The organism is Pseudomonas fluorescens (assembly GCF_003732425.1).
In the GTDB taxonomy this organism is placed as follows: Bacteria; Pseudomonadota; Gammaproteobacteria; order Pseudomonadales; family Pseudomonadaceae; genus Aquipseudomonas; species Aquipseudomonas fluorescens_BE.
On record NZ_MOBX01000015.1, the window covers coordinates 315314 to 340268 of the forward strand.

Consider the following 24955-nt stretch of genomic DNA (forward strand, 5'->3'; position numbering starts at 1 on the left):
GTGACTGGAAAAGTCGCTGCCCTCGGTTAACATGCGCGCCAATTCTTCGCTATCAAGGTTGTGTCGTGTCTTTTGGCTCTGCGTCCCCGCGTTCGTCCGTCTTACTGGCGCTGCTATTCAGCCCGGTATTGATGGCGGACGACCTGTTCATGGACAACGAAGCACTGCCCCAGGTGCTGACCGCCACGCGCCTGAAACAGACGCCCGCGGAAGTGCCGGGGAGCATGACCGTACTCGACAGCGAATTGATCAACGCCAGCGGTGCCCGCGACATCAGTGAACTGCTGCGACTGGTGCCGGGGATGATGGTCGGCAACATCAGCGGCAATCAGGCGGCGGTCAATTACCACGGCACCAACGCCAGCGAAGCACGGCGCATGCAGGTGCTGATCGATGGCCGCTCGGTGTACCGCGCCGGTTTGTCCACGGTGGACTGGAGCGATATTCCGGTGGCCATGGAAGACATCGAGCGCATCGAAGTGTTTCGCGGCCCGAACACCGTCAGTTACGGCGCCAACGCGCTGATGGCGGTGGTCAACATCATTACCCGTCACCCGGCGGACAGCCACGGCACACGGCTGAAGTACACCCGTGGTCAGCGCGGCATCAATGACTTTTACGCCAGCCAGGGCACCGGCTGGAATGGCGGTGATTTGCGCTTGTCATTGTCCGGGCAGGAGGACGACGGCTTCGACAGTGATCGCAGCGGCGCCGATTACCGTGACAGTCGGCGCTTGAACCGTTTCAGTCTTGCGGTCAGCCACACCCTCAGCGACAACCAGAGCCTCGACTGGCAGGTCAATGCGAAGGACGGAACAAACCAGCGACCGTACACTTACCGTCCGGTCTTCTCCGGGATTACCGCCGCCGGGAACAATTCCGACGTGGTCGCCAAGGACTACGCCGGTTCGGTGCGCTGGAACCTCGACATCAACCCCGAACACAGCCTCTATATACAAGGTTCGGCGCAACACTGGGATCGCCAGCAAACCTGGCGCGCCTGTGATGCCGAGGTGTCGTTCAGCCCTGAGCTGACACAGCTGTGGCAACTCAACCCGAATTACACCGAACGCCTGGCGCGCAACATTACGCAGTTCACCGGCCCTGGCGCTGCGCCCGGCACGCCGCAGGAAATGGCCCTGGCCAATCAGGTACTCGAGCAATGGCGCAACGGTGCCAGCCGAACCCTGTGCGGCGACATTGATCAGAGCGCGCGGGAATCGCGCTACGACCTCGAACTGCAGGACACCCTCAGCCTGTCCGACAGCCTGCGTCTGGTCAGCGGCATGAACTATCGTTACGACCGCGCCGACTCCGAGACCTACTTCAACGGCACACTGGACGACACCACGTGGCGCGCGTTCGGCCAACTGGAATGGCGCGCCACGGAGCACTGGCTGTTGCAGGGCGGCGCGATGTTTGAAGACACGCAACTGATCGGCAGCTCGCTGACCCCGCGATTCGCCGTCAATTACCTGATCAACCCGCGCCACGGCCTGCGCGCGGTGTACTCGGAGGCCATCCGCTCGCCGGACATGTTCGAGAACAACGTCAACTGGAGCTATCAGGTCAGCAACCTGCGGCCTTCGGCGTACGGCCAGTCGTCGGCGCGTTACTTCGTCAAGACGCGCGGCCCGGGCGATCTCGATCAGGAGCACATGCGCTCGCGGGAACTGGGCTACAACGGCTATTTCGCCGAGCTGGGTCTGGCCCTCGATGTGAAGCTGTTCTACGACGAGATCACCGGAATGATCAGTGAGCCGTTGCGCAACAATCAATACATCGCCAGCAACGCCAACAGCTCGCGGTTTCGCGGCACCGAAACCCAGCTCGACTGGCGTGTGAGCCTGGCCGACCGTTTGCGTTTTACCTACGCCTTCGTCGATGCCGAAGCGAGCAATCCGCTGGACCAGCAATTCACCTCGCGCAACAGCGGGTCGGCCGGCTGGTTGCGCGATTGGGGCCATGGCTGGAACAGCGCCCTCTTCTATTACGGCGACAACGCGCTCAACGGCTACCGTTTCGAACGGGTCGATACGCGTATCGCCAAACGCATCCCGCTGGGCAAAGCCCAGCTGCAACTGGCCGGTGTGCTGCAACAGCGCCTCGACCATGAGCCGACTACCTTCGTCGACAACCATTACGACGAGCGTCGGGTGATGTATTTCAGCGCCGAGCTGGAGTTCTAGGATGCGCTACGGGCCGTCACGGAAGCTGCCAACCCTTGGCCATTGGCTGGCCGGGGTTTGCCTGTTTCTGACCGCATGGCTGCACGGCGTGGCGGTGCAGGCCGCCGATATTCTGTTGACCGGCGCCGAGGAAAGTCCCGGCGTGCAGGCATTCGTCCAGGCACTCAGCGAATTGCGCCCGACCGACAATGTGCGTTTCCAGCCGCTGGCCAGTCTGCCGGCACCGGGAAAACTGCCGGCCAGTCTGCGGCTGATCCTGCTCGATCTACCGAGCCTCGACTGGCGCCTGCAAGAACCTCACGGCCCGGCCACGCTGGTGTTGCGCATCAGTCGGCTGCAAGCCCGTCAACGCCTGGGCAGCGCGCAACCGGCGCACCTGAGTCTGCTATGGAGTGATCCACCGCTGAGCCGCCAGTTGCAGCTGATCCGGCGCATTCTGCCCCAGGCGCGGCGGATCGGCGTGCTCTTCGATGAGCACAGCGAATTCCTCCTCAAAGAACTGAACCTCGCCGCCGCGCCGCTGAACCTGCAAATCGTCAGTCAGCCCTGGGACAACATCCACGACAGCCGCCCCCTGCAAACCGTGCTGAAAAACAGCGACGTGTTACTCGGCCTCGACGACCCCGACTTGTACAACCCGAAAACCGCGAAAAACCTGCTGCTCAGCAGCTATTCACGGCAAATGGCGCTGGTCGGTCCCAACGTGGCGTTCGTCCGCGCCGGCAGTCTCGCCAGCAGCTACAGCGATCAGAACGACTGGCTGGCCGTGCTCGATCATTTGCTCGACCAACCGCCGGCCACTTGGCCACGAACGCTCTATCCCGCACGTTTTAAAGTCTCAAGTAATGCGCAGGTCGCTCGTTCACTGGGTATCGAACCGCTGAATGACGCGTCTGTTGCCAGTGCGCTGGCTGAAGGAGAACGCCACCCATGAGTTTTCGTCGCCGTTGGGACATCAATACCCGCACCCAGCTGATTAGCCTGGGCCCGGCGTTGTTGCTGACCCTGTTGTTGATCAGCTTCTTCACCTTCGTGCGCATTCAGGATTTGCGTCAGGAGCTGAACCACACCGGCCAACTGATCGCCAACCAACTGGCGCCCGCCACCGAGTACGGGGTGATTTCCGGCAACAACGAAGTACTGGAAAGCCTGCTCAAAGCGACTCTGGCCACGCCCAACGTGCGCTTTCTCGAAATACAGGACAGCGCCAACCGGATCCTGGTGTACGTGGAGCAGCCCGCCGCCGCGCACAGTCGACCGCATCAGGTTGAAGTGTTCCAGGCCCCCATACGCCTGCAACGCATCGCCCTGCACAATGATTTCTTTCAGGACGGCAAGGTCAGCAATGGCGGGACCAGCGAGGACTATCTGGGGCGGGTGATAGTTGGCCTGTCCAACGATGCCTTCAGCCAGCGTCAGCAGGAGATTCTGTTCAAGGCCGGGATTCTCGCGCTGTTCGCCCTGCTCTTCACCTTTGTGTTGGCGCGGCGCCTGGCCGGCAGCCTGTCGCAGCCGATTCGCGATATCGGCGATGCGGTCAAAGCGATTCAGGATGGCGATTACAAAACGCCGCTGCCGATTGTCGATGACACTGAATTGGGCGCGCTGTCGCAGCACATCAACAACCTCGCCCAGGCGCTGGAACAGGCCAGCCGTGAGCAGCACCAAGCCATGGCGCAACTGATTCAGACCCGCGAGGAAGCGGAGAAGGCCAACAACGCCAAGTCGGACTTTCTGGCGATGATGAGCCATGAATTGCGCACGCCCATGAACGGCGTGCTGGGCATGCTGCAACTGCTGGAAACCACCGAGATGACCGAGGAGCAAGTCGAATACGCCGCGCTCGCCTCGGAGTCCACTGAACACCTGCTGAAAGTCATCAACGACATTCTCGACTTCTCGCGCATCGAACGTTCGGAGCTGGAACTGGAGCACATCCCGTTCAACCTCGCCGAACTGATCGGCGCCTGCGCGCAGTCGTTCCAGCACAGCGCGGTGCAACGCGGTCTGGCGCTGAATCTGCGGATCCCGGACGACATGCGCGGGTTGCAGGTGCAGGGCGATCCGACGCGGATCCGGCAGATTCTGGTCAACCTGGTCGGCAATGCGCTGAAGTTCACCGAACAGGGCCGGGTCAGCATCGAGGCGCAGTGGCAATCGCTGGATCACGAATTGCTGTGGTTCACCTGCTCGGTGCGCGACAGCGGTATCGGTATTTCGTCCGAGAGCCTGGAGCTGATGTTCAACGCGTTCCAGCAGGCCGACAGTTCGATTTCTCGACGTTACGGCGGCACCGGCCTGGGTTTGCCGATCGCCCGGACGCTGGCTGAACGCATGGGCGGCACCTTGCGCGCGCAGAGCGAGGAAGGTCGCGGTTCGGTGTTCACCCTGGAGATCCCGCTGGCACTCTATAAACAGGCGCTGCCGTCACTGGCCGCGCCGCGTGCACTGAACGGCAACGGGCATGGCGAAGGACGCAATGTCTTGCTGGTCGAAGACAATCCGGTGAACCAGACGGTTATCGAGGCGATGCTGCGCAGTCTGGGCTTTACTGTCAGTGTCGCCACCGACGGCGCGCAGGCCGTGCGCAGTGCCGAGGGCAGCGACTTTGAAGTGATTCTGATGGATTGCCGGTTGCCGATCATCGATGGCTACGAGGCCACCCGGCAGATCCGTCTGCTGCCCGGACGCAGCGACGTGCCGATCATCGCGCTGACCGCCAACGCGCTGCAGGGCGACCGCGAAACCTGCCTGTCGGCAGGCATGAACGATTATCTGGCGAAGCCGTTCAAACGTAACGACCTACAACAGATTCTGCAGCGCTGGGTGCAGTAGTGACGGTTTTTCGACCATCTGCGACTGGCGTGAAAAGCGAAAGTGCGGCAGTCTTAGGCACCCGAACAAGCCTCAAAAGGGGCTTGAATAAAAATTTCAGTGCACAAGTGTACATTCATGTCCTTGGTGCTGTGACTTTCACCACAACGCAATAGTCTATGAGTAGGCTGCCGGTTCGAGGCATGAACGCTTCGAACGGTCGGGAAGATTTGGCCCACCTGCCGCATGGGATTATTGAGGAGCTCGCATGACCAAACAAAACGCCTTTACTCGGGAAGATCTGCTGCGCTGCAGTCGCGGTGAGCTGTTCGGCCCAGGTAACGCGCAACTGCCCGCCCCGAACATGCTGATGGTCGATCGCATCACCCTGATCAGTGAAGAAGGCGGCAAGTACGGCAAAGGTGAATTGGTCGCCGAGCTGGATATCAACCCTGACCTGTGGTTCTTCGCTTGCCACTTCGAAGGCGATCCGGTGATGCCGGGCTGCCTGGGTCTGGATGCCATGTGGCAACTGGTCGGCTTCTTCCTGGGCTGGCAAGGCCTGCCGGGCCGCGGCCGTGCGCTGGGTTCGGGCGAAGTGAAATTCTTCGGCCAGGTCCTGCCGACCGCCAAGAAAGTCACCTACAACATTCATATCAAACGCGTCCTCAAGGGCAAGCTGAACCTGGCCATCGCCGATGGTTCGGTGACTGTCGACGGTCGCGAAATCTACACCGCCGAAGGCCTTCGCGTCGGCGTGTTCACCTCCACTGACAACTTCTAAGGGTTATTCGCATGCGCCGCGTCGTTATCACTGGTCTGGGCATTGTTTCGTGCCTGGGCAATGACAAAGAGACCGTCTCCGCTAACCTGCGTGCAAGCCGCCCTGGCATCCGGTTCAACCCGGAATATGCTGAAATGGGTCTGCGTAGCCAGGTTTCCGGCTCCATCGACCTCAACCTTGAAGAACTGATCGATCGCAAGATCTATCGCTTCGTCGGCCATGCAGCGGCATACGCCTACCTGGCCATGAAAGACGCCATTGCTGACTCCGGCCTGACCGAAGAGCAAGTGTCCAACCCGCGTACCGGCCTGATCGCTGGTTCCGGTGGTGCTTCCACGCTGAACCAGATGGAAGCGCTGGACATCCTGCGCGAGAAAGGCGTGAAGCGCGTTGGCCCGTACCGTGTAACGCGGACCATGAGCAGCACCGTTTCCGCTTGCCTGGCCACGCCTTTCAAGATCAAGGGCCTGAACTACTCCATCGCTTCTGCCTGCGCCACCAGTGCTCACTGCATCGGTACCGCCATGGAACAGATCCAGATGGGCAAGCAGGACATCGTCTTCGCCGGTGGCGGTGAAGAAGAGCACTGGAGCCAGTCGTTCCTGTTCGACGCGATGGGCGCTCTGTCCAGCAAGCGTAACGACACCCCGGAACAAGCTTCGCGTGCCTACGACGCTGACCGTGACGGTTTCGTCATTGCTGGCGGTGGCGGTATGGTCGTGGTTGAAGAGCTGGAACACGCTCTGGCCCGTGGCGCAAAAATCTACGCGGAAATCGTTGGCTACGGCGCGACCTCCGACGGCTACGACATGGTTGCCCCGAGTGGCGAAGGCGCGATCCGCTGCATGCAGATGGCGATGTCCACCGTTGATACTCCGATCGACTACCTGAACACCCACGGCACCTCGACTCCGGTCGGCGACGTTGCGGAAATGAAAGGTGTGCGTGAAGTGTTCGGCGACAAGGCACCGGCGATCAGCTCGACCAAAAGCCTGTCCGGTCACTCCCTGGGCGCCGCTGGCGTTCACGAAGCGATCTATTGCATGCTGATGATGGAAGGCAACTTCATTGCCGGCTCCGCCAACATCGACGAGCTGGACCCTGAAGTGGCCGATCTGCCGGTGCTGACCAAGACCCGCGAGAACGCCACCATCAACACCGTGATGAGCAACAGCTTCGGCTTCGGCGGCACCAACGCCACGCTGGTACTGAAGCGCTGGGAAGGCAAATAACTCCCCCCGCTTGAGCCACACCTGAAAACGCCCCGACTGGTTCGGGGCGTTTTTTTTGCCTGCGCAAAACTCATGGCCGACACGAACCCCATGTGTAGGAGCTGCCGAAGGCTGCGATCTTTTGATCTTGTCTTTTAAAAATCACAGTCAAAAGATCGCAGCCTTCGGCAGCTCCTACACAGGGCATCGCGTGGGTCTGGAGATGAAACTTCTGTCATGAAACTTTGCGCCCTGCGACCGAATGTCGCGGATTACGCGGCCTGTAGCACTGTTGCAAAAAACGCAACAACGCCTTGCACAAATAAGCCGTTTACTTAGCAGGCTAACAAATCCTATAAAAGAGTCCTGCACACGCCTTGCTGCAGATAACTTGAGATTTGGAGCTAGCAGATGACTGTAAAAGTAACTGAACGCGACGATTCACACATGTCCCACGAAGGCGTAGCCGCCGGTATCCGCATCTGGGATGTGCATCAACAAGACTTGCTGGTCGGCATGTTCCACAACGAGATCGACGCCCACAACTACAAGGCCGAACTGGAAGTGCAAGAACAGCAGCGGGATCTGAAATCCGCCTGATTAAACCACAGCATTGAATACGACAAACCCCGCCATGAGCGGGGTTTGTCGTTGTTACAGCTTTATCGATTTACCACATCAGATCATCAGGGATCTGATACGCCGCGTACGGATCGTCCTCGCTGCTGACCTCTTCGGTCTGCACGTTGAGCTGGACGATGCGCTGTGGATCGCGCTCCTGGATCTTCAGGGCCGCTTCACGCGGGATCACTTCGTAGCCGCCGGCATGGTGCACGATCGCCAGCGAACCGCTGCTGAGCTTGTTGCGCATCAGCGTGTTGACCGAGATGCGCTTGACCTTCTTGTCATCGACGAAGTTGTAGTAGTCCTCGGTGGTCAGCTTTGGCAGACGCGAGACTTCGATCAACTGCTTGACCTGCGCAGCACGCGCCTTGGCTTCGGCTTTCTCTTTCTGCTGACGGTTCAGCTCCTGGTCGCGCTTGACCTTCTCGGCCATGGCTTCCTGAGCGGCACGCTGTTGCGAGTCATCCAGTTCGATCTGGCCTTTGTGCGCCAGACGCTGCTGTTTCTGCTTGTCCTTGCTGACCTGTTTGGCCTGCTTTTGGTTGACCAGGCCTGCTTTGAGCAACTGGTCGCGAAGGGAAATACTCATGGGACTTACTCACTTGGGCAGTTGCTCAGCCGCAGCCGGGCACATTCTTTTCCTGACGTTTGGCTTCACCCCATAGGGCGTCCAACTCTTCGAGGGTGCAATCTTCTATGGGACGGTGGGTGTCGCGCAATGCCTGTTCGATAAATCGGAAACGTCTTTCGAACTTGCCGTTGGCGCCACGCAGCGCGGTTTCCGGGTCGACCTTCAGGTGCCGGGCCAGATTGACCACGGAAAACAGCAGATCGCCGATCTCGTCAGCCACGGCGACGGGATCATTTTCGGACATGGCTTCGAGGACTTCATCGAGTTCCTCGCGCACCTTGTCGAGTACCGGCAAGGCATCCGGCCAGTCGAAACCGACCTGCCCCGCGCGCTTCTGCAACTTGGCCGAACGCGACAAGGCCGGCAGCGTTGCCGGGACGTCGTCGAGCAGTGACAGCTGCTCGGGCGCGGCAGATTTCTCCGCGCGCTCCTCAGCCTTGATCTCTTCCCAGCGCTGCTTGACCTGTTCTTCGCTCAGGCGCGGCACATCCAGAGGCGCGTAGAGGTCGCCAGTGGGGAACACGTGGGGATGACGCCGGATCAGCTTGCGGGTAATGCTGTCGATCACGCCGGCAAACTCGAAGCGCCCTTCTTCCTTGGCCAATTGGCTGTAATACACCACCTGAAACAGCAGATCGCCCAATTCGCCCTGCAAATGATCGAAGTCACCACGCTCGATGGCGTCGGCCACTTCGTAAGCTTCTTCGAGGGTGTGCGGAACGATGGTCGCGTAAGTTTGCTTGATGTCCCACGGGCAACCGTACTGCGGATCACGCAGACGGTTCATCAGGTGGAGCAGGTCTTCAAGGCTGTACATAAAAGTCTCGTTCATACCTCTGTAGGAGCTGCCGAAGACTGCGATCTTTTGATCTTGTTTTTCAAAATCAAAGTCAAAAGATCGCAGCCTGCGGCAGCTCCTGCAGGGGATCGCGTCACGGGGTACGGTTACGCCGCGTTTCGATGATGTTCGGCAGCTGCGAAATCCGCCCCAGCAAGCGCCCCAGCGCATCCAGACCCGGGATCTCGATGGTCAGGGACATCAGCGCGGTGTTGTCTTCCTTGTTCGAGCGGGTGTTGACCGCCAGCACGTTGATCCGCTCGTTGAGCAGCACCTGCGAGACGTCACGCAACAGACCGGAACGGTCGTAGGCGCGGATGATGATGTCCACCGGATAGGTGAGCACCGGCACCGGCCCCCAGCTGACCTGGATGATCCGCTCCGGCTCGCGCCCGCCCAGTTGCAGCACCGAAGCGCAGTCCTGGCGGTGAATGCTCACGCCCCGGCCCTGGGTGATGTAACCAACGATGGCGTCGCCCGGCAGCGGCTGGCAGCAGCCGGCCATTTGCGTCATCAGGTTGCCGACGCCCTGAATCTGAATGTCGCCACGCTTGCCCGGTTTGTAACCGGTGGCTTTGCGTGGAATCAGTTCCAGCTGCTCGTTGCCGCGTTCCGGCTCGACCAGTTGCTGCGCGAGGTTGACCAGTTGCGCCAGACGCAGGTCACCGGCACCGAGGGCGGCGAACATGTCTTCGGCGGTTTTCATGTTGGCTTTGTCGGCCAGCTTGTCGAAGTCCACCGCGGGCAGACCGAGGCGCGTCAGTTCGCGCTCGATCAGGGTTTTACCGGCGGCAACGTTCTGGTCACGCGCCTGCAACTTGAACCAGTGAACGATCTTCGCCCGCGCCCGCGAGGTGGTGACGTAACCGAGGTTGGAGTTCAGCCAGTCGCGGCTCGGCGTACCGTGCTTGCTGGTGATGATCTCGACCTGCTCACCGGTCTGCAGGCTGTAGTTGAGCGGCACAATACGCCCGTTGATCTTCGCGCCACGGCAGTTATGGCCGATCTCGGTGTGCACGCGATAGGCGAAGTCCAGCGGCGTCGCGCCTTTCGGCAAGTCGATGGCGTGACCGTCGGGAGTGAAGATGTAGACCCGATCCGGCTCGATATCGACCCGCAGTTGTTCGGCCAGACCACCGATATCGCCCAGTTCTTCATGCCACTCGAGGACCTGACGCAGCCAGGAGATTTTCTCTTCGTAGTGGTTCGAACCGGATTTGACGTCGGTGCCTTTGTAGCGCCAGTGCGCGCAGACGCCGAGCTCGGCTTCTTCGTGCATCGAGTGCGTACGGATCTGCACTTCGAGGACTTTGCCTTCCGGGCCGATCACCGCCGTATGCAGCGAGCGGTAGCCGTTCTCTTTCGGGTTGGCGATGTAGTCGTCGAACTCTTTCGGGATGTGCCGCCACAAGGTGTGGACGATGCCCAGCGCGGTGTAGCAGTCGCGCATTTCCGGGACCAGCACGCGCACCGCACGCACGTCGTAGATCTGGCTGAATTCCAGCCCCTTGCGCTGCATTTTGCGCCAGATCGAATAAATGTGTTTGGCCCGACCACTGATGTCGGCCTCGACGCCGGTGGCCTGCAATTCGTCCTTGAGCTGGGTCATCACATCGGCGATGAAGCGCTCACGGTCCAGCCGTCGCTCGTGGAGCAACTTGGCGATCTGTTTGTATTGATCCGGCTCGAGATAACGGAAGGACAAGTCCTCCAGTTCCCATTTGATATGACCGATGCCGAGGCGGTGCGCGAGCGGCGCATAAATGTCGAAGACTTCCCGGGCGACACGGTTACGCTTTTCGTCATCCGCGGTTTTCACCGCACGGATCGCGCAAGTACGCTCGGCCAGTTTGATCAGCGCGACGCGCACGTCGTCGACCATCGCCACGAGCATCTTGCGCAGGTTTTCCACCTGCCCCTGCGTGCCCATGACCATCGACTGACGCGGGCTGAGGCTGGCGCTGATGGCCGCCATGCGCTGCACGCCGTCGATCAGCTTGGCCACCACCGGGCCGAAGCGCTGGCCGACCGCCGCAAGTTCGATCTGGCCTTCGCGTACGCCGCGATACAGGACCGCCGCGACCAGTGAATCCTGATCGAGCTTGAGGTCGGCGAGAATCTCGGCGATTTCCAGGCCCGTACTGAAACTGCCGGAGCCTTCGGCCCACAGATTCTTCTTGGCATTGGACTGTTGTTCGGCCTCGCGAGCAAACTCGCAGGCTTCTTTCAAGGCTTCGCGATCCAGTGCCAGATCGACACTGACCGCGTGATCGAGCCAAGCCTCGAGATTGATACTGCCGTCAGTGTTGATCGGCTGGTGTGCTCTCACCTGTACCATCTTGCTTTACCTTCCCTACGACGCAGATTCAATGCGTCAAATCGCTGATCCTTTTTGCCCGTTTGCGCTCGCGGGGCTAAAGCGAGCGCTGCGCGGACAGATCAGGCGGATTCAGACGAGCCATCCTGGCTCGCTTCAAATAACGCCATGGCCTCGACATGTGCCGTCTGAGGAAACATATCGAGAATCCCGGCACGTTTTAACCGGTAGCCCTGCTTGATCAATTCGACCGTGTCGCGCGCCAGAGTTGCAGGGTTGCACGACACATACACCAACCGTTTGGCACCCAGGGTCGCCAGCTTGCGAACCACCTCGAAAGCACCGTCACGCGGTGGGTCCAAGAGTACCGCAGAAAAGCCGTTTCCGATCCACTGGGCATCGGTCAAAGGCTGGGATAAATCGGCTTGAAAAAACTTTGTGTTATGCAAATTGTTACTAGCGGCGTTGGCTTCAGCACGATCGACCATGGTCTGCACGCCTTCGACCGCCACCACTTCACGCACGCTTTTGGCCAGCGGCAAAGCAAAGTTGCCGAGGCCGCAGAACAGATCCAGCACGCGTTCGTCACTGCCGGGTTTCAGCCAGTCCAGCGCTTGCGCAACCATGGCTTCGTTGACGCCGGCGTTGACCTGAATGAAATCACCCGGGCGGTACGCCAGATCCAGATCCCACTGCTCCAGGCGGTAGCCCAGTGACTGAGTCGCATCGACCGGTTGCGGCTCGCCTTCACCGTGCAGCCACAACTGCGCTTCATGGAACTGGCAGAAGTCCTTGAGGATCGTCAGATCCGCTTCGGACAACGGCGCCATGTGCCGCAGCAGCACCGCCAGCGACGAGCCACTGAACAACTCGACATGGCCCAGCGCTTGCGGTTTGCTCAAACGGCGGAGCATCTCTGGCAAACGGGTCATGATCGGTTGCAAGGGCTGTACCAGCACCGGGCATTCGTTGATGGCGACAATGTCCTGACTGCCGGCAGCGCGGAAACCCACTTCGAGTTGCTTCGCCTTCATGTCCCAGCGCACCGCAATCCGGGCGCGACGGCGATAGCCGAATTCAGGTCCGGTCAGCGCTGCTGCCCATTCTTCAGGTTCGACACCGGCGACGCGCGACAATTGCTCGGCGAGCATGCGCTGTTTCAGGGCAAGCTGTTCGCCGTGGGGCAAATGCTGGACGCTACAACCGCCGCAACGGCCGGCGTGTTGGCACGGTGCCGGGCGACGCAATTCGCTGGCCTTGAACACCCGCTCGGTGCGCGACTCAACCACTTTGCCGTGAGCGCCGAGCACTCGCGCTTCGACCTCTTCACCGGCGAGGGCGCCGAGGACAAACCAGGTTTTGCCTTCGAAAAACGCGATACCGCGACCGTCATTGGCCAGGCGCTCGATGCTCAAGCGCTGCTTTTTGCCGGTCGGGATTTGCGCGGCCTTGCTCCCGCCCGTGGGCTGGAAGCGCAGGCCTCTCTCGTGCTTGGCCATCAGTTGGGCGCGTCGAAAATGCCGGTCGACAGATAACGGTCGCCACGGTCACAGATGATCGCGACGATCACCGCGTTTTCAACTTCTTTGGACAGGCGCAGCATCGCTGCCACCGCACCGCCCGAGGACACGCCGCAGAAGATACCTTCTTCGCGGGCCAGACGCCGGGTGACGTCCTCGGCCTCGCTTTGCGCCATGTCGACGATGCGGTCAACGCGGTCGGCCTGATAGATCTTCGGCAGATATTCCTGCGGCCAGCGGCGGATACCGGGAATGGCCGAGCCTTCCATCGGTTGCAGACCGACGATCTGCACGCTGTCGCTCTGCTCTTTCAAGTAGCGCGACACGCCCATGATGGTACCGGTGGTGCCCATCGAACTGACAAAATGAGTGATGGTGCCCTGGGTCTGACGCCAGATTTCCGGGCCGGTGGTGGTGTAGTGCGCCTCAGGATTGTCGCCATTGGCGAACTGATCGAGCACTTTGCCACGGCCTTCGGCTTCCATACGCTGGGCGAGGTCGCGGGCGCCTTCCATGCCCTCTTCCTGACTGACCAGAATCAGCTCGGCACCGTACGCGGTCATTGCCGCTTTACGTTCGGCGCTGGAGTTGTCCGGCATGATCAGGATCATTTTGTAACCCTTGATCGCGGCCGCCATGGCCAGCGCGATCCCGGTGTTACCCGAGGTCGCTTCGATCAGCGTATCGCCAGCATGGATCTGCCCGCGCAACTCGGCACGGGTGATCATCGACAACGCCGGACGGTCCTTGACCGAACCCGCCGGGTTATTCCCTTCGAGCTTGAGCAATAGGGTGTTGCTGGTTTCACCGGGCAGGCGCTGCAAACGCACCAGCGGAGTGTTGCCGACGCAATCGGCGATGGTTGGGTACTGCAGGGTCATGGCGTATTCGCAATCCAGACGTGCGGGGGCGCCTATCATACCGGCAAACCCGCGCAGGCCATATCACGCAAAGTGCGGTGCTTATCGTTTATGGGAATAAGCAGCGGTTAGTCGCTATTTTCTGCTGTCGCCGTATCCATTGCATAAAACTCATGCAACTTGGCCTGCAGCAATTGCTTATCCGGCAGACAGGTTTGATATTCCGCTATCAATGCGGGCGAAAGACTGCGATTGAGTGCGTACTCGACGACCTCATCTTCCTTGCTTGCACAGAGCAGGACACCGATGGCCGGACTTTCGTGAGGCTTGCGGACATTGCGATCCAGCGCCTCCAAATAGAAATCCAGCTTGCCGAGGTATTCCGGCTCAAAACGGCCGACCTTGAGTTCAATGGCTACAAGGCAGTTGAGCCCTCGGTGAAAGAACAGAAGATCGAGTGAGAAATCCCGACCGCCGACTTGCAGCGGATATTCGGAACCGACAAAACAGAAATCGCGACCGAGCTCAATAAGGAACGCCTTGAGACGTGAAAGAAGCCCCTGGTGCAGATCGGTTTCGGAATGAGCAGCGGGCAGATCGAGAAATTCGACCATGTAGGAATCGCGGAATATCTCGAGAGCTTCGGGATGGGTTTGCTGCAGTGCCGCGGAGGCTTTTGCTGGATCAGTGACACTTCGCTCGAACAGAGCCGTTTTGAATTGGCGCTCCAACTCTCTTGTGGACCACTTCTCCTGAATGGCCATCCGCAGATAAAACTCACGCTCTTCAGAGAGCTTACTCTGAGTCAAAATGAGCAAATTATGAGTCCACGGCAATTGTGTCAGCAGTGCTGACACTTTCTGATCACCCCGATAAGCCTCATAAAACTGGCGCATCCGAAACAGATTCCGACGGGTGAACCCTCGTAATCCCGGTTGTGTCAGAGCCAAATGTTCGGCCAGTTGGCCCACCACGGAATCCCCCCACTCCGCCCGCTCAATCTTACGACTGATGTGCGCCCCCACCTGCCAATAAAGCTCAATCAGCTGTGTATTGACCGCTTGCATGGCCTTATGTCTGGAACTGTGTATCAGCGCGAGCACTTCGTTGAAACGTTCGCCATCCGGGCTGCCAGTAAGGCTGGATACAGTCATGCGCAATTCCTTGGAGATAAGGTGAAGCACGAGCCTAACCCCTTCAGGAAGCTTGAAATGACCGTCGATGCAGCTTGGGAAATATCGTACAAAAAAAGGCGAGAGCTCCGGCAAGCCATCAGGATTGGCCACTCGAATGGACTGCATCACGAGCAGGCTCACTCCTACAGGGATCTGTGTTGTTCACACAATCTGCGGCGAACCGAGTTCCAAGGTGGGAGCGAGCCTGCTCGCGAAGGCGTCAGTCGGCGCAACATCACCTTCAGCCACCAACCGCAAATTGAGCCGTAACCCCGCCCCGCCATTCTCCGCCCAAATACTTCCGCCCTGACGCTGCACGGCATTGCGCGCGATGCTCAGCCCCAAGCCAAATCCACCATCTCCGGGCCGCGAGCCATCCAGCCGGATGAACGGCGAGAAGATCCGCTCCAGATCCCCTTCCGCTATCCCGCCACCCTGATCTTCCAGCCACAGGTGCCAGTAATCGCCATCGCGCCGGCCATCAAGTCGCACAATCCCGTCCGGTGGCGAATGCCGAATCGCGTTGCGCAGAATGTTCTCCAGCGCCTGCGCCAGCGTATTCAGGTTGCCACGCACCCAGCACGATGCCTCGACCGAACACTGCAATTGCAGACTCGGCCAGCCGCTTTCATAACAGGCATTGTCGGTGAGCATTTCCCACAGCGCCTGGATCTGAATCGCCTCGTCGGGCAATGGCGAGCGCTCGGTGTCGAGCCAAGCCAGTTGCAGGGTGTCTTCGACCAGTCGCTGCATGCCGTCGACTTCGCGGCCAATGCGTTCGCGCAACTGCGGCAAGCCTTGCTCGCTTTCACTGGCCACACGCAAGCGACTCAGCGGCGTGCGCAATTCATGGGACAAATCGCGGAGCAACTGCTGTTGCAGGGCAACCGTGGATTGCAGACGTTCGGACATCGAATCGAACGCTCGCGCCAGTTCGCCGAGTTCATCCGGGCGCTGAGTAATGCCGCTCGACAGGCGCACATTCAATTGATCGGCGCGCCAGGCGTTGGCCTGTTCGCGCAGGTTGTTCAGTGGCACGACCAGCAAGCGATACAGACCGACACACAGCAATAACGTGAACAGACCGGGGATCACGCCGTTGGTGATGACGCGCCAAAACACCCGGTATTTCCCCGGCAGATAGCGTTCGGGCAGTTCAATCACCACACTGCCGGCAGAAGGATCATGGGGAAACGGCACGCGCATCCATGGCCGGCCCTTTTTGTGGATCGGCCAGTCGAGCCCGCGCAAAAACGTCAGGTGCTCGACTTCCTGGTCTTTCAACGGTTCGCTGCTCAGCGACTGCAAGTTGCGGTCGATCACGCCAACCCAACCGGCTTCGCGCAACTCCATACTCTGCAACCAGCTGTCGATCCCGTCACGCTGACCACGCTGCCAAGCGCGCTCGGCTTCGGCGGCATACCGCGTGAGCGTGCCACGCGCTTCGTCGGAGAGGAACTGGTTGCGCTCCTCCATATAACGCCCCCACGACCAGCTCAGCCAGATCATCAGCAGACAGAACGCGACCAGCAGAAACGCCAGTTTCCAGAACAGCGAATTCCGCCCCGGCAGTTCAGAGCGTTTCATCGGCGGCACTCAACACGTAACCCTTGCCCCAGACGGTGCGCACTTCGCGTTCGGTGTAGCCGATGGCTTTGAGTTTGCGGCGGATCTGGCTGATGTGCATGTCGAGACTGCGGTCGTGGGCCGCGTAGCCGCGTTGCAACACGTGCTGATAAAGGAAGGCTTTGCTCAGCACTTCCTCGTCATTGCGATTGAGGGTTTCCAGCAAGCGGAATTCACTGCGGGTCAGCCCGGCGGATTGTTCGCGGAAAAACACATCGCACTGTTCATCATCGAACCGCAGCGTACCGGCCGCCACTGGCGCCACCAGCGATGCCGGTCGCTGATCCAGCGCGACCCGACGCAGGATCGCTTCGATGCGCACATGCAACTCGGCCATGCTGAACGGCTTGGGCAAATAATCGTCAGCACCGAGGCGGAAACCACTGATGCGATCTGCCTCGGCGCCGAGGGCCGACATCAGCAGCACCGGCGTCGAATGGCTCTGACGCAATTGCGTCAACACCTGCAAACCGTCCAGTCCGGGCAACAGAATGTCCATCAACACCACATCAAACGGCTGTCGGGTGGCGATGTTCAGGCCTTCCTGACCGTTCTGGCACCAGGTCACCTGAAAGCCGCTGCGGCCCAGATGTTCGTGAACATAGGCGCCGAGCACCGGATCGTCTTCGATGGAGAGAATGCGTGGCTGGCCAGCGGAAACAGGAGTCATGAGTATCTGCAAGTAATTCTCAGTTGAGACTGATTATTCAAGATTGCCGGGCATCGGGCAACTCAAGGTTGACCGAGCTGACCAACGAGCAGCGGCGCCCTGCCCGACGCGAGCGCATTTTTCCGGAGATTGCCTGCGAGCAAATCGCTACACTGCGCCCATGTCGCGTGCCGGATGCACGCATGAGTCAACAGATCAGCGGGATGCAGGAGATAGGCGTGCTCAAGAAACTGGGAATCAAAGGTCGTGTGTTGTTGCTGACCTTGTTGCCGACCAGCCTGATGGCGCTGGTGCTGGGTGGGTACTTCACCTGGACGCAGCAGGCCGACTTGCAGACCCAATTGATGCAGCGCGGCGAAATGATTGCCGAGCAACTGGCGCCGCTGGTGGCACCCGCCATGGGCCACGGCAACAGCGAGCTGCTGGAGCGCATCGCCACGCAATCCCTCGAACAACCGGACGTGCGCGCGGTGACGTTCCTTGCCCCGGATCGCTCGCCGCTGGCCCATGCCGGCCCGACCATGCTCAATCAGGCGCCGAGCGGCGACAGCGCGCATCTGCAACGGCGCAGCGGTAATGACGCGACGCGTTATCTGATGCCGGTGTTCGGCAAACACCGCAACCTTGCTGGCGAACTGATCCCGGCAGAATCCGACCGACTGCTCGGCTGGGTCGAATTGGAGCTGTCGCACAACGGCATGTTGCTGCGCGGTTATCGCAGCCTGTTTGCCAGTCTGCTGCTGATTGCCGCCGGTCTGGCGGGTGCCGCACTGCTGGCGTTGCGCATGGGCCGCACCATCAACCGCCCATTGAGCCAGATCAAACAAGCCGTCGCGCAACTCAAGGATGGCCATCTGGAAACGCGTTTGCCGCCACTTGGCAGTCAGGAGCTGGACGAACTCGCCTCCGGCATCAACCGCATGGCCGGCACCCTGCAGAACGCCCGCGAAGAACTGCAACACAGCGTCGATCAAGCCACCGAAGACGTCCGTCAGAACCTGGAAACCATCGAGATCCAGAACATCGAACTGGATCTGGCGCGCAAAGAAGCGCTGGAGGCGAGCCGGATCAAATCCGAATTCCTCGCCAACATGAGTCACGAAATCCGCACGCCGCTCAACGGCATTCTTGGTTTCACGCATCTGTTGCAGAAAAGTGAACTGACCCCGCGCCAGCTCGATTATCTGGGCACCATCGAAAAGTCCGCCGACAGCCTGCTGGGGATCATCAACGAGATCCTCGACTTCTCGAAAATCGAGGCCGGTAAACTGGTGCTCGATCATATTCCGTTCAACCTGCGCGACCTGTTGCAGGACACCCTGACCATCCTCGCCCCCGCTGCTCACGCCAAGCAGTTGGAGCTGGTCAGCCTGGTCTATCGCGACACGCCGCTGTCGCTGGTCGGTGACCCGCTGCGTCTGAAGCAGATCCTCACCAACCTCGTCAGCAACGCAATCAAGTTCACCCGCGAAGGCACCATCGTCGCCCGCGCGATGCTTGAGGATGAACACGAAGACAGCGTGCAACTGCGCATCAGCATTCAGGACACCGGCATCGGCCTGTCGAACCAGGACGTGCGCGCGTTGTTCCAGGCCTTTAGCCAGGCCGACAACTCACTGTCGCGGCAACCGGGTGGCACCGGGCTGGGGCTGGTGATTTCCAAGCGTCTGATCGAACAGATGGGTGGCGAAATCGGTGTCGACAGTACGCCGGGCGAAGGCTCGGAATTCTGGATCAGCCTGAGCCTGCCGAAAACCCGTGACGACGCCGAAGACCTACCCTCTGCGCCGCTGCTCGGACGCCGCGTGGCGGTACTGGAAAACCACGAACTGGCGCGTCAGGCCTTGCAGCATCAACTGGAAGACTGCGGCCTCAATGTCACGCCGTTCAATACCCTGGAAAGTCTGACCAATGGCGTCACGGGCGCGCATCAGACCGATCAGGCGATTGATCTGGCGGTCATCGGCATCACCAGCAACGACATGCTGCCCGAGCGTTTGAATCAGCACATCTGGGACCTCGAACACCTCGGATGCAAAGTGCTGGTGCTGTGCCCGACCACCGAGCAGACGCTGTTTCATCTGTCGGTGCCCAACCCGCACAGTCAGTTGCAATCCAAACCGGCCTGTACCCGCAAATTGCGTCGGGCGCTGTCGGATCTGGCCAATCCCCGCCAGCCGCGCAACGAGCCGGGCGAACCGCTGTCGAGCCGCGCGCCAAAAGTGCTGTGCGTCGACGACAACCCGGCCAACCTGCTGCTGGTGCAGACCCTGCTCGAAGACATGGGTGCCAAGGTGCTCGCCGTGGAAAGCGGCTACGCGGCGGTCAAAGCCGTGCAGAGCGAATCCTTCGATCTGGTGCTGATGGACGTGCAGATGCCGGGCATGGACGGTCGCCAGAGCACCGAAACCATTCGCCAGTGGGAAAGCGAGCGGCCCTGCACGCCGCTGCCGATTGTCGCCCTCACCGCCCACGCCATGGCCAACGAAAAACGCGCGCTGCTACAAAGCGGCATGGACGATTACCTGACCAAACCGATCAGCGAGCGGCAGCTGGCGCAGGTGGTGCTGAAGTGGACCGGGCTGGCCCTGCGCAATCAAGGGCCGGAGCGGATCAGCGAAAATTCCGTCGGCAATAATGAACTGCCGGTGCTCGATCACGAGGAGGGTTTGCGCCTGGCCGCCGGCAAAGCTGATCTGGCGGCGGACATGCTGGCGATGCTGCTCGCTTCTCTGGAAGCCGACCGCGAAGCCATCCGCGCCGCACGCGACAGCCACGATCAGAATGCGCTGCTCGAACGCGTGCATCGCCTGCACGGTGCAACACGTTACTGCGGCGTACCGCAATTGCGTGCTACCTGCCAGCGCAGCGAGACCCTGCTCAAACAGGACGACCCGAAAGCAGCGCTGGCGCTGGATGAACTGGAGCGAGCGATCAACCGGCTCGCAGCACAAGCGAAGATCAGCGCCTGATCCACGGCAATGCCGGCCAACACCTGCAGCGCTAAAGTGTTGGAGTATTTCAATCCGTGTTGATGTTCCAGGAGGATTTCATGCGCACGCTCGTTTTCAGCAGCCAGACCTACGACCGCGACAGCTTCCTCGCCGCTGCTTGCCCGGCGGGTATCGAGCTGCACTTTCAAGCGGCCCGGCTCAGCCTTGATACGGCAGCGCTGGCCGACCAACATGAAGTGGTTTGTGCGTTCATCAATGATGATCTCAGCGCTCCCGTGCTGGAGCGCCTGGCGGCGGGGGGCACGCGTCTGATTGCCCTGCGCTCGGCAGGTTACAACCATGTCGATCTGGCCGCAGCGAAACGTCTCGGACTGGCCGTGGTGCGCGTGCCGGCCTACTCGCCGCATGCGGTGGCCGAACATGCCGTGGCGCTGATCCTGGCCCTCAACCGTCGTCTGCACCGCGCCTATAACCGCACCCGTGAAGGGGATTTCAGCCTGCATGGCCTGACCGGCTTCGATCTGGTCGGCAAAACCGTGGGGATTGTCGGCACCGGACAGATCGGCGCCACGTTCGCGAAAATCATGCACGGCTTCGGCTGTGAACTGCTGGCTTACGATCCCTTCCCTAACCCGGATGTGCTGGCGTTGGGTGCGCGTTACCTAAGCCTGCCGGAACTGCTCACGCAGTCGCGGATCATCAGCCTGCACTGCCCGCTTAACGAGCAAAGCAAGCACCTGATCAACCGCGATTCACTCGCGCACATGCAGGCCGGCGCCATGCTGATCAATACCGGACGTGGTGGCCTGGTCGACACCCCGGCACTGATTGACGCCTTGAAGGACGGCCAGCTCGGCTATCTGGGCCTGGATGTCTATGAAGAAGAGGCGCAGCTGTTTTTCGAGGATCGCTCCGACCTGCCCTTGCAGGACGATGTGCTCGCGCGATTACTGACCTTTCCCAACGTGATCGTCACCGCGCACCAGGCGTTTCTGACCCGCGAAGCGCTGGGTGCGATTGCCGCAACCACTCTGCACAACATCGCGACCTGGACGGCGGGAACGCCACAGAACCAGGTCGAGGGCTGAGATTTTTTCCGCTTATTTCGGTGAAAGCGAAGACGCCAGAATCAGCATCGCCAGCCAGCCGAAGCCAAAAAAGCGCTGTTTCATCGAGTGGCCGTAGCGCAGCAGGAACCAGACGAAAAACATCGGCAGCAGGAAGATCATGATCTTCAGCCAGCCTTCCACCGGACGGCTGCCGTCGGCGTTGGCCTGCTCAGTGGCCGGTTGCTCGGTTGGCTGCTGGCGCCGACGCCGCGCGGCGGCCGGCATGACTTTCGGTAAAGGTTGCGGTTCAGGCGCGGGAGCACTGACTTCGGGCACAGCCTTGTTACGCGGCAGACTGCCAAACGAAATCGTCGAAGGCTGAGCCGGGGCCGCGGCTGCCTGCGCCTGGGCGTGAGCGGTTTGCTCCGCCATCGGAGCTCCACAATGAATGCAGGCCGAGGCTTCAGAGCTGATGCTCTTTTTGCATTCATAACATTCGATCAGCGCCATGTTCCGTTCCTTCAGATTCGAGGCCGGCAGTTTGCCATGAGTGTCGCGGCATTTGAACCGGATCGAAGGTCGCACGCGTGCATCATTCTGCAACGTGGCCCGTGCTAGCATGTCGCGCATATTTGGAGGACCCATGGTCGAACACGATTTCCGCTACACCCTGATGAACCCGCAACACACCCTCACCGAATGCCGCGCCCTGGTTCCGGGCCGCTATCAGGTCACCGGCAATGGTGGCTCGATTCGCATCGGTGACGCGCTGTTGGTCACCCTCAAAGGCAGCAAGGACTTGTCCATGCGCCTGACCGTTGAAACCGTCCGCCACCTGATCAACCCGCCGGGCCAATGGACCGCGATGACCACTGGCCCGGTGTTTGGTGAGCTGGCGATCCACACCTGGCAGGTCAACTGCGACAGCTGCGCCAAAGAGCTGAGCTTCGAATTCGCCGTGGACGCCAAACTCGGCAAAGCCGCCGAGAAACCGGCTGCCACCGCGCGCATCGCCGAGCTGGGCTGGAAAGCCGTTGGCGACAAGCACCTGTGCCCGAAATGCCAGGAGCCTGCGTGATGAAACGCTTTGCCCTGACCGCTATGGTCGGTGTGGGTCTGGTGGGTTGCGCGGCAGAACCTGTGCAACTGCAACAGAACCGCAGCTACATTCTGGAGTGGATCGGCGAGCGGCCGCTGATGGATTACAGCCATCTGACCGTGACCCTTGGCGATGATGGCCGCGCCTACGGCAATGGCGGCTGCAACCACTGGTTCGCGCCGTATACGCTGGACGGTGACAAGCTGACCTTCGGCAAGATCGGCAAGACCCGCAAGCTCTGCGCACCGGCGCTGATGGAGCAGGAACAACGCTTCCTGCAGGCACTGGAACACGTCGAGCGCTGGGACATCTCGCCGATCGAGCAGATGCGCTTCTGGCCGGCTGAAGGCAAGCCGCTGCGCTGGTGGCTGGAAGAGGGTTAACGCCCTTCGATGCACACTGAGGTTACCTGTGGCGAGGGAGCTTGCTCCCGCTCGGCTGCGCAGCAGTCGCAAACTGGTAACTGCGGTGTGCCTGATACACCGAGTCAGCAGGGTTCGGGGCCGCTTCGCAGCCCAGCGGGAGCAAGCTCCCTCGCCACCAAAGCTCATTCAACTCACTTGGTCGCCTGCAACGCCTCCAGCTTCGCCATCACCCCCGCCGCCGTCTGCTCGCCCATCAACTGCTCACGCACCTTGCCTTTGTTGTCGATGATGTACGTCACCGGCAACGCCTCACTGCGCGGCACGTCAAACAGCTCCGCCGGATCCTGCGCCAGCACGGTGAACTTGATGCCCAGTTTCTCACTGGCGCTCTTCAATTCTTCACCCTGCACATTGTCAAAGTTGACCCCGAACACGCCGACGTTCTTGCTCTTCAACTCATCAGCCAAATGGTTGAGTTCCGGGATCTCGGTCCGGCACGGGCCGCACCATTCAGCCCAGTAGTTGAGCACCACCCATTGTTTGTCGAGACGTTCGGACGCGACCTTCTGACCGTTCTGGTCGATCCCGTAATCATTGCCGCAGCCCCCCAGCATCAACGCCCCGATTATCGTTAATGCCGCTGCCAATCGCCGTGTCATGTCGTGTTCCTTGTGAAAATTTGAAGGCGCCTGCGACCCATTGCCTCCGAAGGTTCTGGATTGCGCGCTGCACAGTTAGAATAGCCGCCACTTTACGCCAGAAGCGACCCGCCATGACCGATCTGACGCTTTATCACAATCCGCGCTGCTCGAAATCCCGCGGCGCGCTGGAGCTTCTTGAAGCCCGCGGCCTGACGCCGAACGTCGTGCGTTACCTGGAAACCCCGCTGAATGCAGCGCAAATCAAGGCCCTGCTCGGCAAGCTCGGGATCAGCGCACGCCAGTTGCTGCGCACCGGGGAAGATGAATACAAAATGCTTCAGCTGGCTGACGAAAGCCTCAGCGAAGCGCAACTGATCGACGCCATTGCCCAGCATCCAAAACTGATGGAGCGGCCGATTCTCGAGGTCGGCGACAAAGCGGTGATCGGTCGTCCACCCGAAAATGTCCTGGAGTTGCTGCCGTGAGCGCGCCGTACATTCTGGTGCTGTATTACAGCCGCAGCGGCTCGACCAACGAGATGGCCCGGCAGATTGCCCGCGGCGTCGAACAGGCCGGGCTCGAAGCCCGCCTGCGCACCGTGCCGGCGATCTCCACCGAATGCGAAGCCGTGGCCCCGGCCATCCCGGACGAAGGCGCGCTGTACGCAACGCTGGATGATTTGAAGAACTGCGCTGGCCTCGCCCTTGGCAGCCCGACCCGTTTCGGCAACATGGCCGCACCGCTCAAATACTTCCTCGACGGCACCAGCAACCTGTGGCTGACCGGCGCCCTCGTCGGTAAACCGGCCGGCGTGTTCACCTCCACTGCCAGCCTGCATGGCGGTCAGGAAACCACCCTGCTGTCGATGATGTTGCCGCTGTTGCACCACGGCATGCTCATCACCGGCCTGCCGTACAGCGAGTCGGCGCTGCTGGAAACCCAGGGCGGCGGCACTCCTTACGGTGCCAGTCATCACGCCGGAGCGGATGGCAAAAAAGGCCTCGATCAGCACGAAATGGCACTGTGTCGTGCGCTGGGTCTGCGGCTGGCCAAAACCGCACAGAAACTGGTGGGCTGAGATGGCGAAGAAGCCGAAGATTCTGCCGAGTGTCGAGTGGCTTGAGCCTCGGGTGAAGGCGATGCGGGTGCTCAGCCTGCTGAGCTTTTTCGCCCTCGCCGGGCTGCTCGCCGCTTACTACCTGCTGTTTGCAGACCTGCACGGCGCGCGGCCGTGGGTGATTCTGCTGGTCGAGCTGATCCCGTGGATCGTGCTCGCCCCGGCGATGATCATGGGCAGCGCCCGTGGGCATTCGTGGATGTGCTTTGTGGTGAATCTGTATTTCATCAAAGGCGCACTGGCGGCGTATGACCCGAGCCGGCAGTTGTTTGGGGTGCTGGAGATGATTGTCAGTCTGGCGGTGTTCTGCTCGGCGCTGCTGTATGTGCGGTGGCGGTATCAGTTGAATCGCAAACTGGCTGGCGAAGGCGAGATCAGCGCCGCCTGACGAATAGCTATCGCGAGCAGGCTCACTCCTACAGGGGATTTGTGAACGCCACAGATCCGCTGTAGGAGTGAGCCTGCTCGCGA

Annotated in this window: 23 protein-coding genes; 13 read left to right on the forward strand and 10 right to left on the reverse strand. The window is 60.5% G+C overall.

Translation table 11 applies throughout. The annotated features are described in order from the left end of the window. Window positions 1-65: 65 nt before the first annotated feature. From BK670_RS23440 to BK670_RS23465, 6 genes are all read left to right on the forward strand, one after another. A complete protein-coding gene (locus BK670_RS23440; protein WP_123453325.1) occupies window positions 66-2189 on the forward strand; it encodes a TonB-dependent receptor plug domain-containing protein in 2124 nt (707 codons plus the stop codon). A gap of 1 nt (window position 2190) precedes the next feature. Then, window positions 2191-3123: an ABC transporter substrate-binding protein gene (locus BK670_RS23445; RefSeq protein WP_123453327.1), complete on the forward strand. Its 933-nt coding sequence runs from the start codon at window positions 2191-2193 to the stop codon at window positions 3121-3123. Beyond that, window positions 3120-5024 (forward strand): ATP-binding protein, encoded by a 1905-nt coding sequence (locus tag BK670_RS23450; RefSeq protein WP_123453329.1) that lies wholly within the window; start codon window positions 3120-3122, stop codon window positions 5022-5024. The genes BK670_RS23445 and BK670_RS23450 overlap by 4 nt, the downstream gene beginning before the upstream one ends. Window positions 5025-5271: 247 nt before the next feature. Further along, window positions 5272-5787 carry a 3-hydroxyacyl-[acyl-carrier-protein] dehydratase FabA gene (gene fabA / locus BK670_RS23455; RefSeq protein WP_003227150.1) on the forward strand — a complete coding sequence of 172 codons (516 nt, stop codon included), beginning with the start codon at window positions 5272-5274 and terminating at the stop codon, window positions 5785-5787. A gap of 11 nt (window positions 5788-5798) precedes the next feature. Continuing rightward, window positions 5799-7019, forward strand: coding sequence for a beta-ketoacyl-ACP synthase I (fabB, locus tag BK670_RS23460; protein ID WP_003227152.1), 1221 nt, complete (start codon window positions 5799-5801; stop codon window positions 7017-7019). 390 nt (window positions 7020-7409) lie between these two features. Then, window positions 7410-7598 (forward strand): hypothetical protein, encoded by a 189-nt coding sequence (locus BK670_RS23465; RefSeq protein WP_007917473.1) that lies wholly within the window; start codon window positions 7410-7412, stop codon window positions 7596-7598. A 70-nt stretch (window positions 7599-7668) separates the two neighbouring features. Here BK670_RS23465 and BK670_RS23470 read toward each other — a convergent pair whose 3' ends face one another. The 8 genes from BK670_RS23470 to BK670_RS23505 form a co-directional block, all read right to left on the reverse strand. Further along, the gene (locus BK670_RS23470) at window positions 7669-8211 is read right to left on the reverse strand and encodes a DUF2058 domain-containing protein (protein WP_038367495.1); all 543 of its coding nucleotides are present in this window, start codon (window positions 8209-8211) and stop codon (window positions 7669-7671) included. A 25-nt stretch (window positions 8212-8236) separates the two neighbouring features. Next, a complete protein-coding gene (mazG, locus tag BK670_RS23475; protein ID WP_123453331.1) occupies window positions 8237-9070 on the reverse strand; it encodes a nucleoside triphosphate pyrophosphohydrolase in 834 nt (277 codons plus the stop codon). Window positions 9071-9185: 115 nt separating this feature from the next. Continuing rightward, window positions 9186-11429: a GTP diphosphokinase gene (relA, locus tag BK670_RS23480; protein WP_123453333.1), complete on the reverse strand. Its 2244-nt coding sequence runs from the start codon at window positions 11427-11429 to the stop codon at window positions 9186-9188. Between the two features lie 101 nt (window positions 11430-11530). After that, window positions 11531-12907 (reverse strand): 23S rRNA (uracil(1939)-C(5))-methyltransferase RlmD, encoded by a 1377-nt coding sequence (rlmD, locus tag BK670_RS23485; protein ID WP_123453335.1) that lies wholly within the window; start codon window positions 12905-12907, stop codon window positions 11531-11533. After that, complete coding sequence (gene cysM, locus BK670_RS23490) at window positions 12907-13809, reverse strand: cysteine synthase CysM (protein ID WP_166675007.1); 903 nt, start codon at window positions 13807-13809, stop codon at window positions 12907-12909. The genes rlmD and cysM overlap by 1 nt, the downstream gene beginning before the upstream one ends. Before the next feature lie 107 nt (window positions 13810-13916). Continuing rightward, window positions 13917-14942 carry a PDDEXK nuclease domain-containing protein gene (locus BK670_RS23495; protein WP_123453944.1) on the reverse strand — a complete coding sequence of 342 codons (1026 nt, stop codon included), beginning with the start codon at window positions 14940-14942 and terminating at the stop codon, window positions 13917-13919. A 183-nt stretch (window positions 14943-15125) separates the two neighbouring features. Then, a complete protein-coding gene (locus BK670_RS23500; protein WP_123453340.1) occupies window positions 15126-16550 on the reverse strand; it encodes a sensor histidine kinase in 1425 nt (474 codons plus the stop codon). Continuing rightward, window positions 16537-17259 (reverse strand): response regulator transcription factor, encoded by a 723-nt coding sequence (locus BK670_RS23505; protein ID WP_123453342.1) that lies wholly within the window; start codon window positions 17257-17259, stop codon window positions 16537-16539. Before BK670_RS23505 ends, BK670_RS23500 begins: the two co-directional genes overlap by 14 nt. 218 nt (window positions 17260-17477) lie before the next feature. Between BK670_RS23505 and BK670_RS23510 the strand changes: the two genes are divergently transcribed. Together BK670_RS23510 and BK670_RS23515 are read left to right on the forward strand one after the other, a co-directional pair. Then, a complete protein-coding gene (locus BK670_RS23510; protein WP_123453946.1) occupies window positions 17478-20231 on the forward strand; it encodes a response regulator in 2754 nt (917 codons plus the stop codon). A gap of 80 nt (window positions 20232-20311) precedes the next feature. Beyond that, the gene (locus tag BK670_RS23515; protein ID WP_123453344.1) at window positions 20312-21301 is read left to right on the forward strand and encodes a 2-hydroxyacid dehydrogenase; all 990 of its coding nucleotides are present in this window, start codon (window positions 20312-20314) and stop codon (window positions 21299-21301) included. 12 nt (window positions 21302-21313) lie between these two features. Here BK670_RS23515 and BK670_RS23520 read toward each other — a convergent pair whose 3' ends face one another. After that, window positions 21314-21772 (reverse strand): hypothetical protein, encoded by a 459-nt coding sequence (locus BK670_RS23520; RefSeq protein ID WP_123453347.1) that lies wholly within the window; start codon window positions 21770-21772, stop codon window positions 21314-21316. Window positions 21773-21905: 133 nt separating this feature from the next. Here BK670_RS23520 and BK670_RS23525 point away from each other — a divergent pair, with 133 nt between their 5' ends. Together BK670_RS23525 and BK670_RS23530 are read left to right on the forward strand one after the other, a co-directional pair. Beyond that, complete coding sequence (locus BK670_RS23525) at window positions 21906-22340, forward strand: hypothetical protein (protein ID WP_093442198.1); 435 nt, start codon at window positions 21906-21908, stop codon at window positions 22338-22340. After that, window positions 22340-22744 carry an META domain-containing protein gene (locus BK670_RS23530; RefSeq protein WP_123453349.1) on the forward strand — a complete coding sequence of 135 codons (405 nt, stop codon included), beginning with the start codon at window positions 22340-22342 and terminating at the stop codon, window positions 22742-22744. Before BK670_RS23525 ends, BK670_RS23530 begins: the two co-directional genes overlap by 1 nt. Before the next feature lie 173 nt (window positions 22745-22917). Here BK670_RS23530 and BK670_RS23535 read toward each other — a convergent pair whose 3' ends face one another. Then, a complete protein-coding gene (locus tag BK670_RS23535) occupies window positions 22918-23385 on the reverse strand; it encodes a TlpA disulfide reductase family protein (RefSeq protein ID WP_123453351.1) in 468 nt (155 codons plus the stop codon). Between the two features lie 113 nt (window positions 23386-23498). Between BK670_RS23535 and arsC the strand changes: the two genes are divergently transcribed. From arsC to BK670_RS23550, 3 genes are read left to right on the forward strand one after another with little or no spacing between them, the layout of a single operon-like run. Further along, entirely contained in the window at window positions 23499-23852 is a 354-nt protein-coding gene (arsC, locus tag BK670_RS23540; protein WP_007968707.1) for an arsenate reductase (glutaredoxin), read from the forward strand. After that, window positions 23849-24445, forward strand: coding sequence for an NAD(P)H:quinone oxidoreductase (wrbA, locus tag BK670_RS23545; protein WP_123453354.1), 597 nt, complete (start codon window positions 23849-23851; stop codon window positions 24443-24445). Before arsC ends, wrbA begins: the two co-directional genes overlap by 4 nt. A gap of 1 nt (window position 24446) precedes the next feature. Further along, window positions 24447-24872 (forward strand): DUF2069 domain-containing protein, encoded by a 426-nt coding sequence (locus tag BK670_RS23550; protein ID WP_123453356.1) that lies wholly within the window; start codon window positions 24447-24449, stop codon window positions 24870-24872. Window positions 24873-24955: the final 83 nt, after the last annotated feature.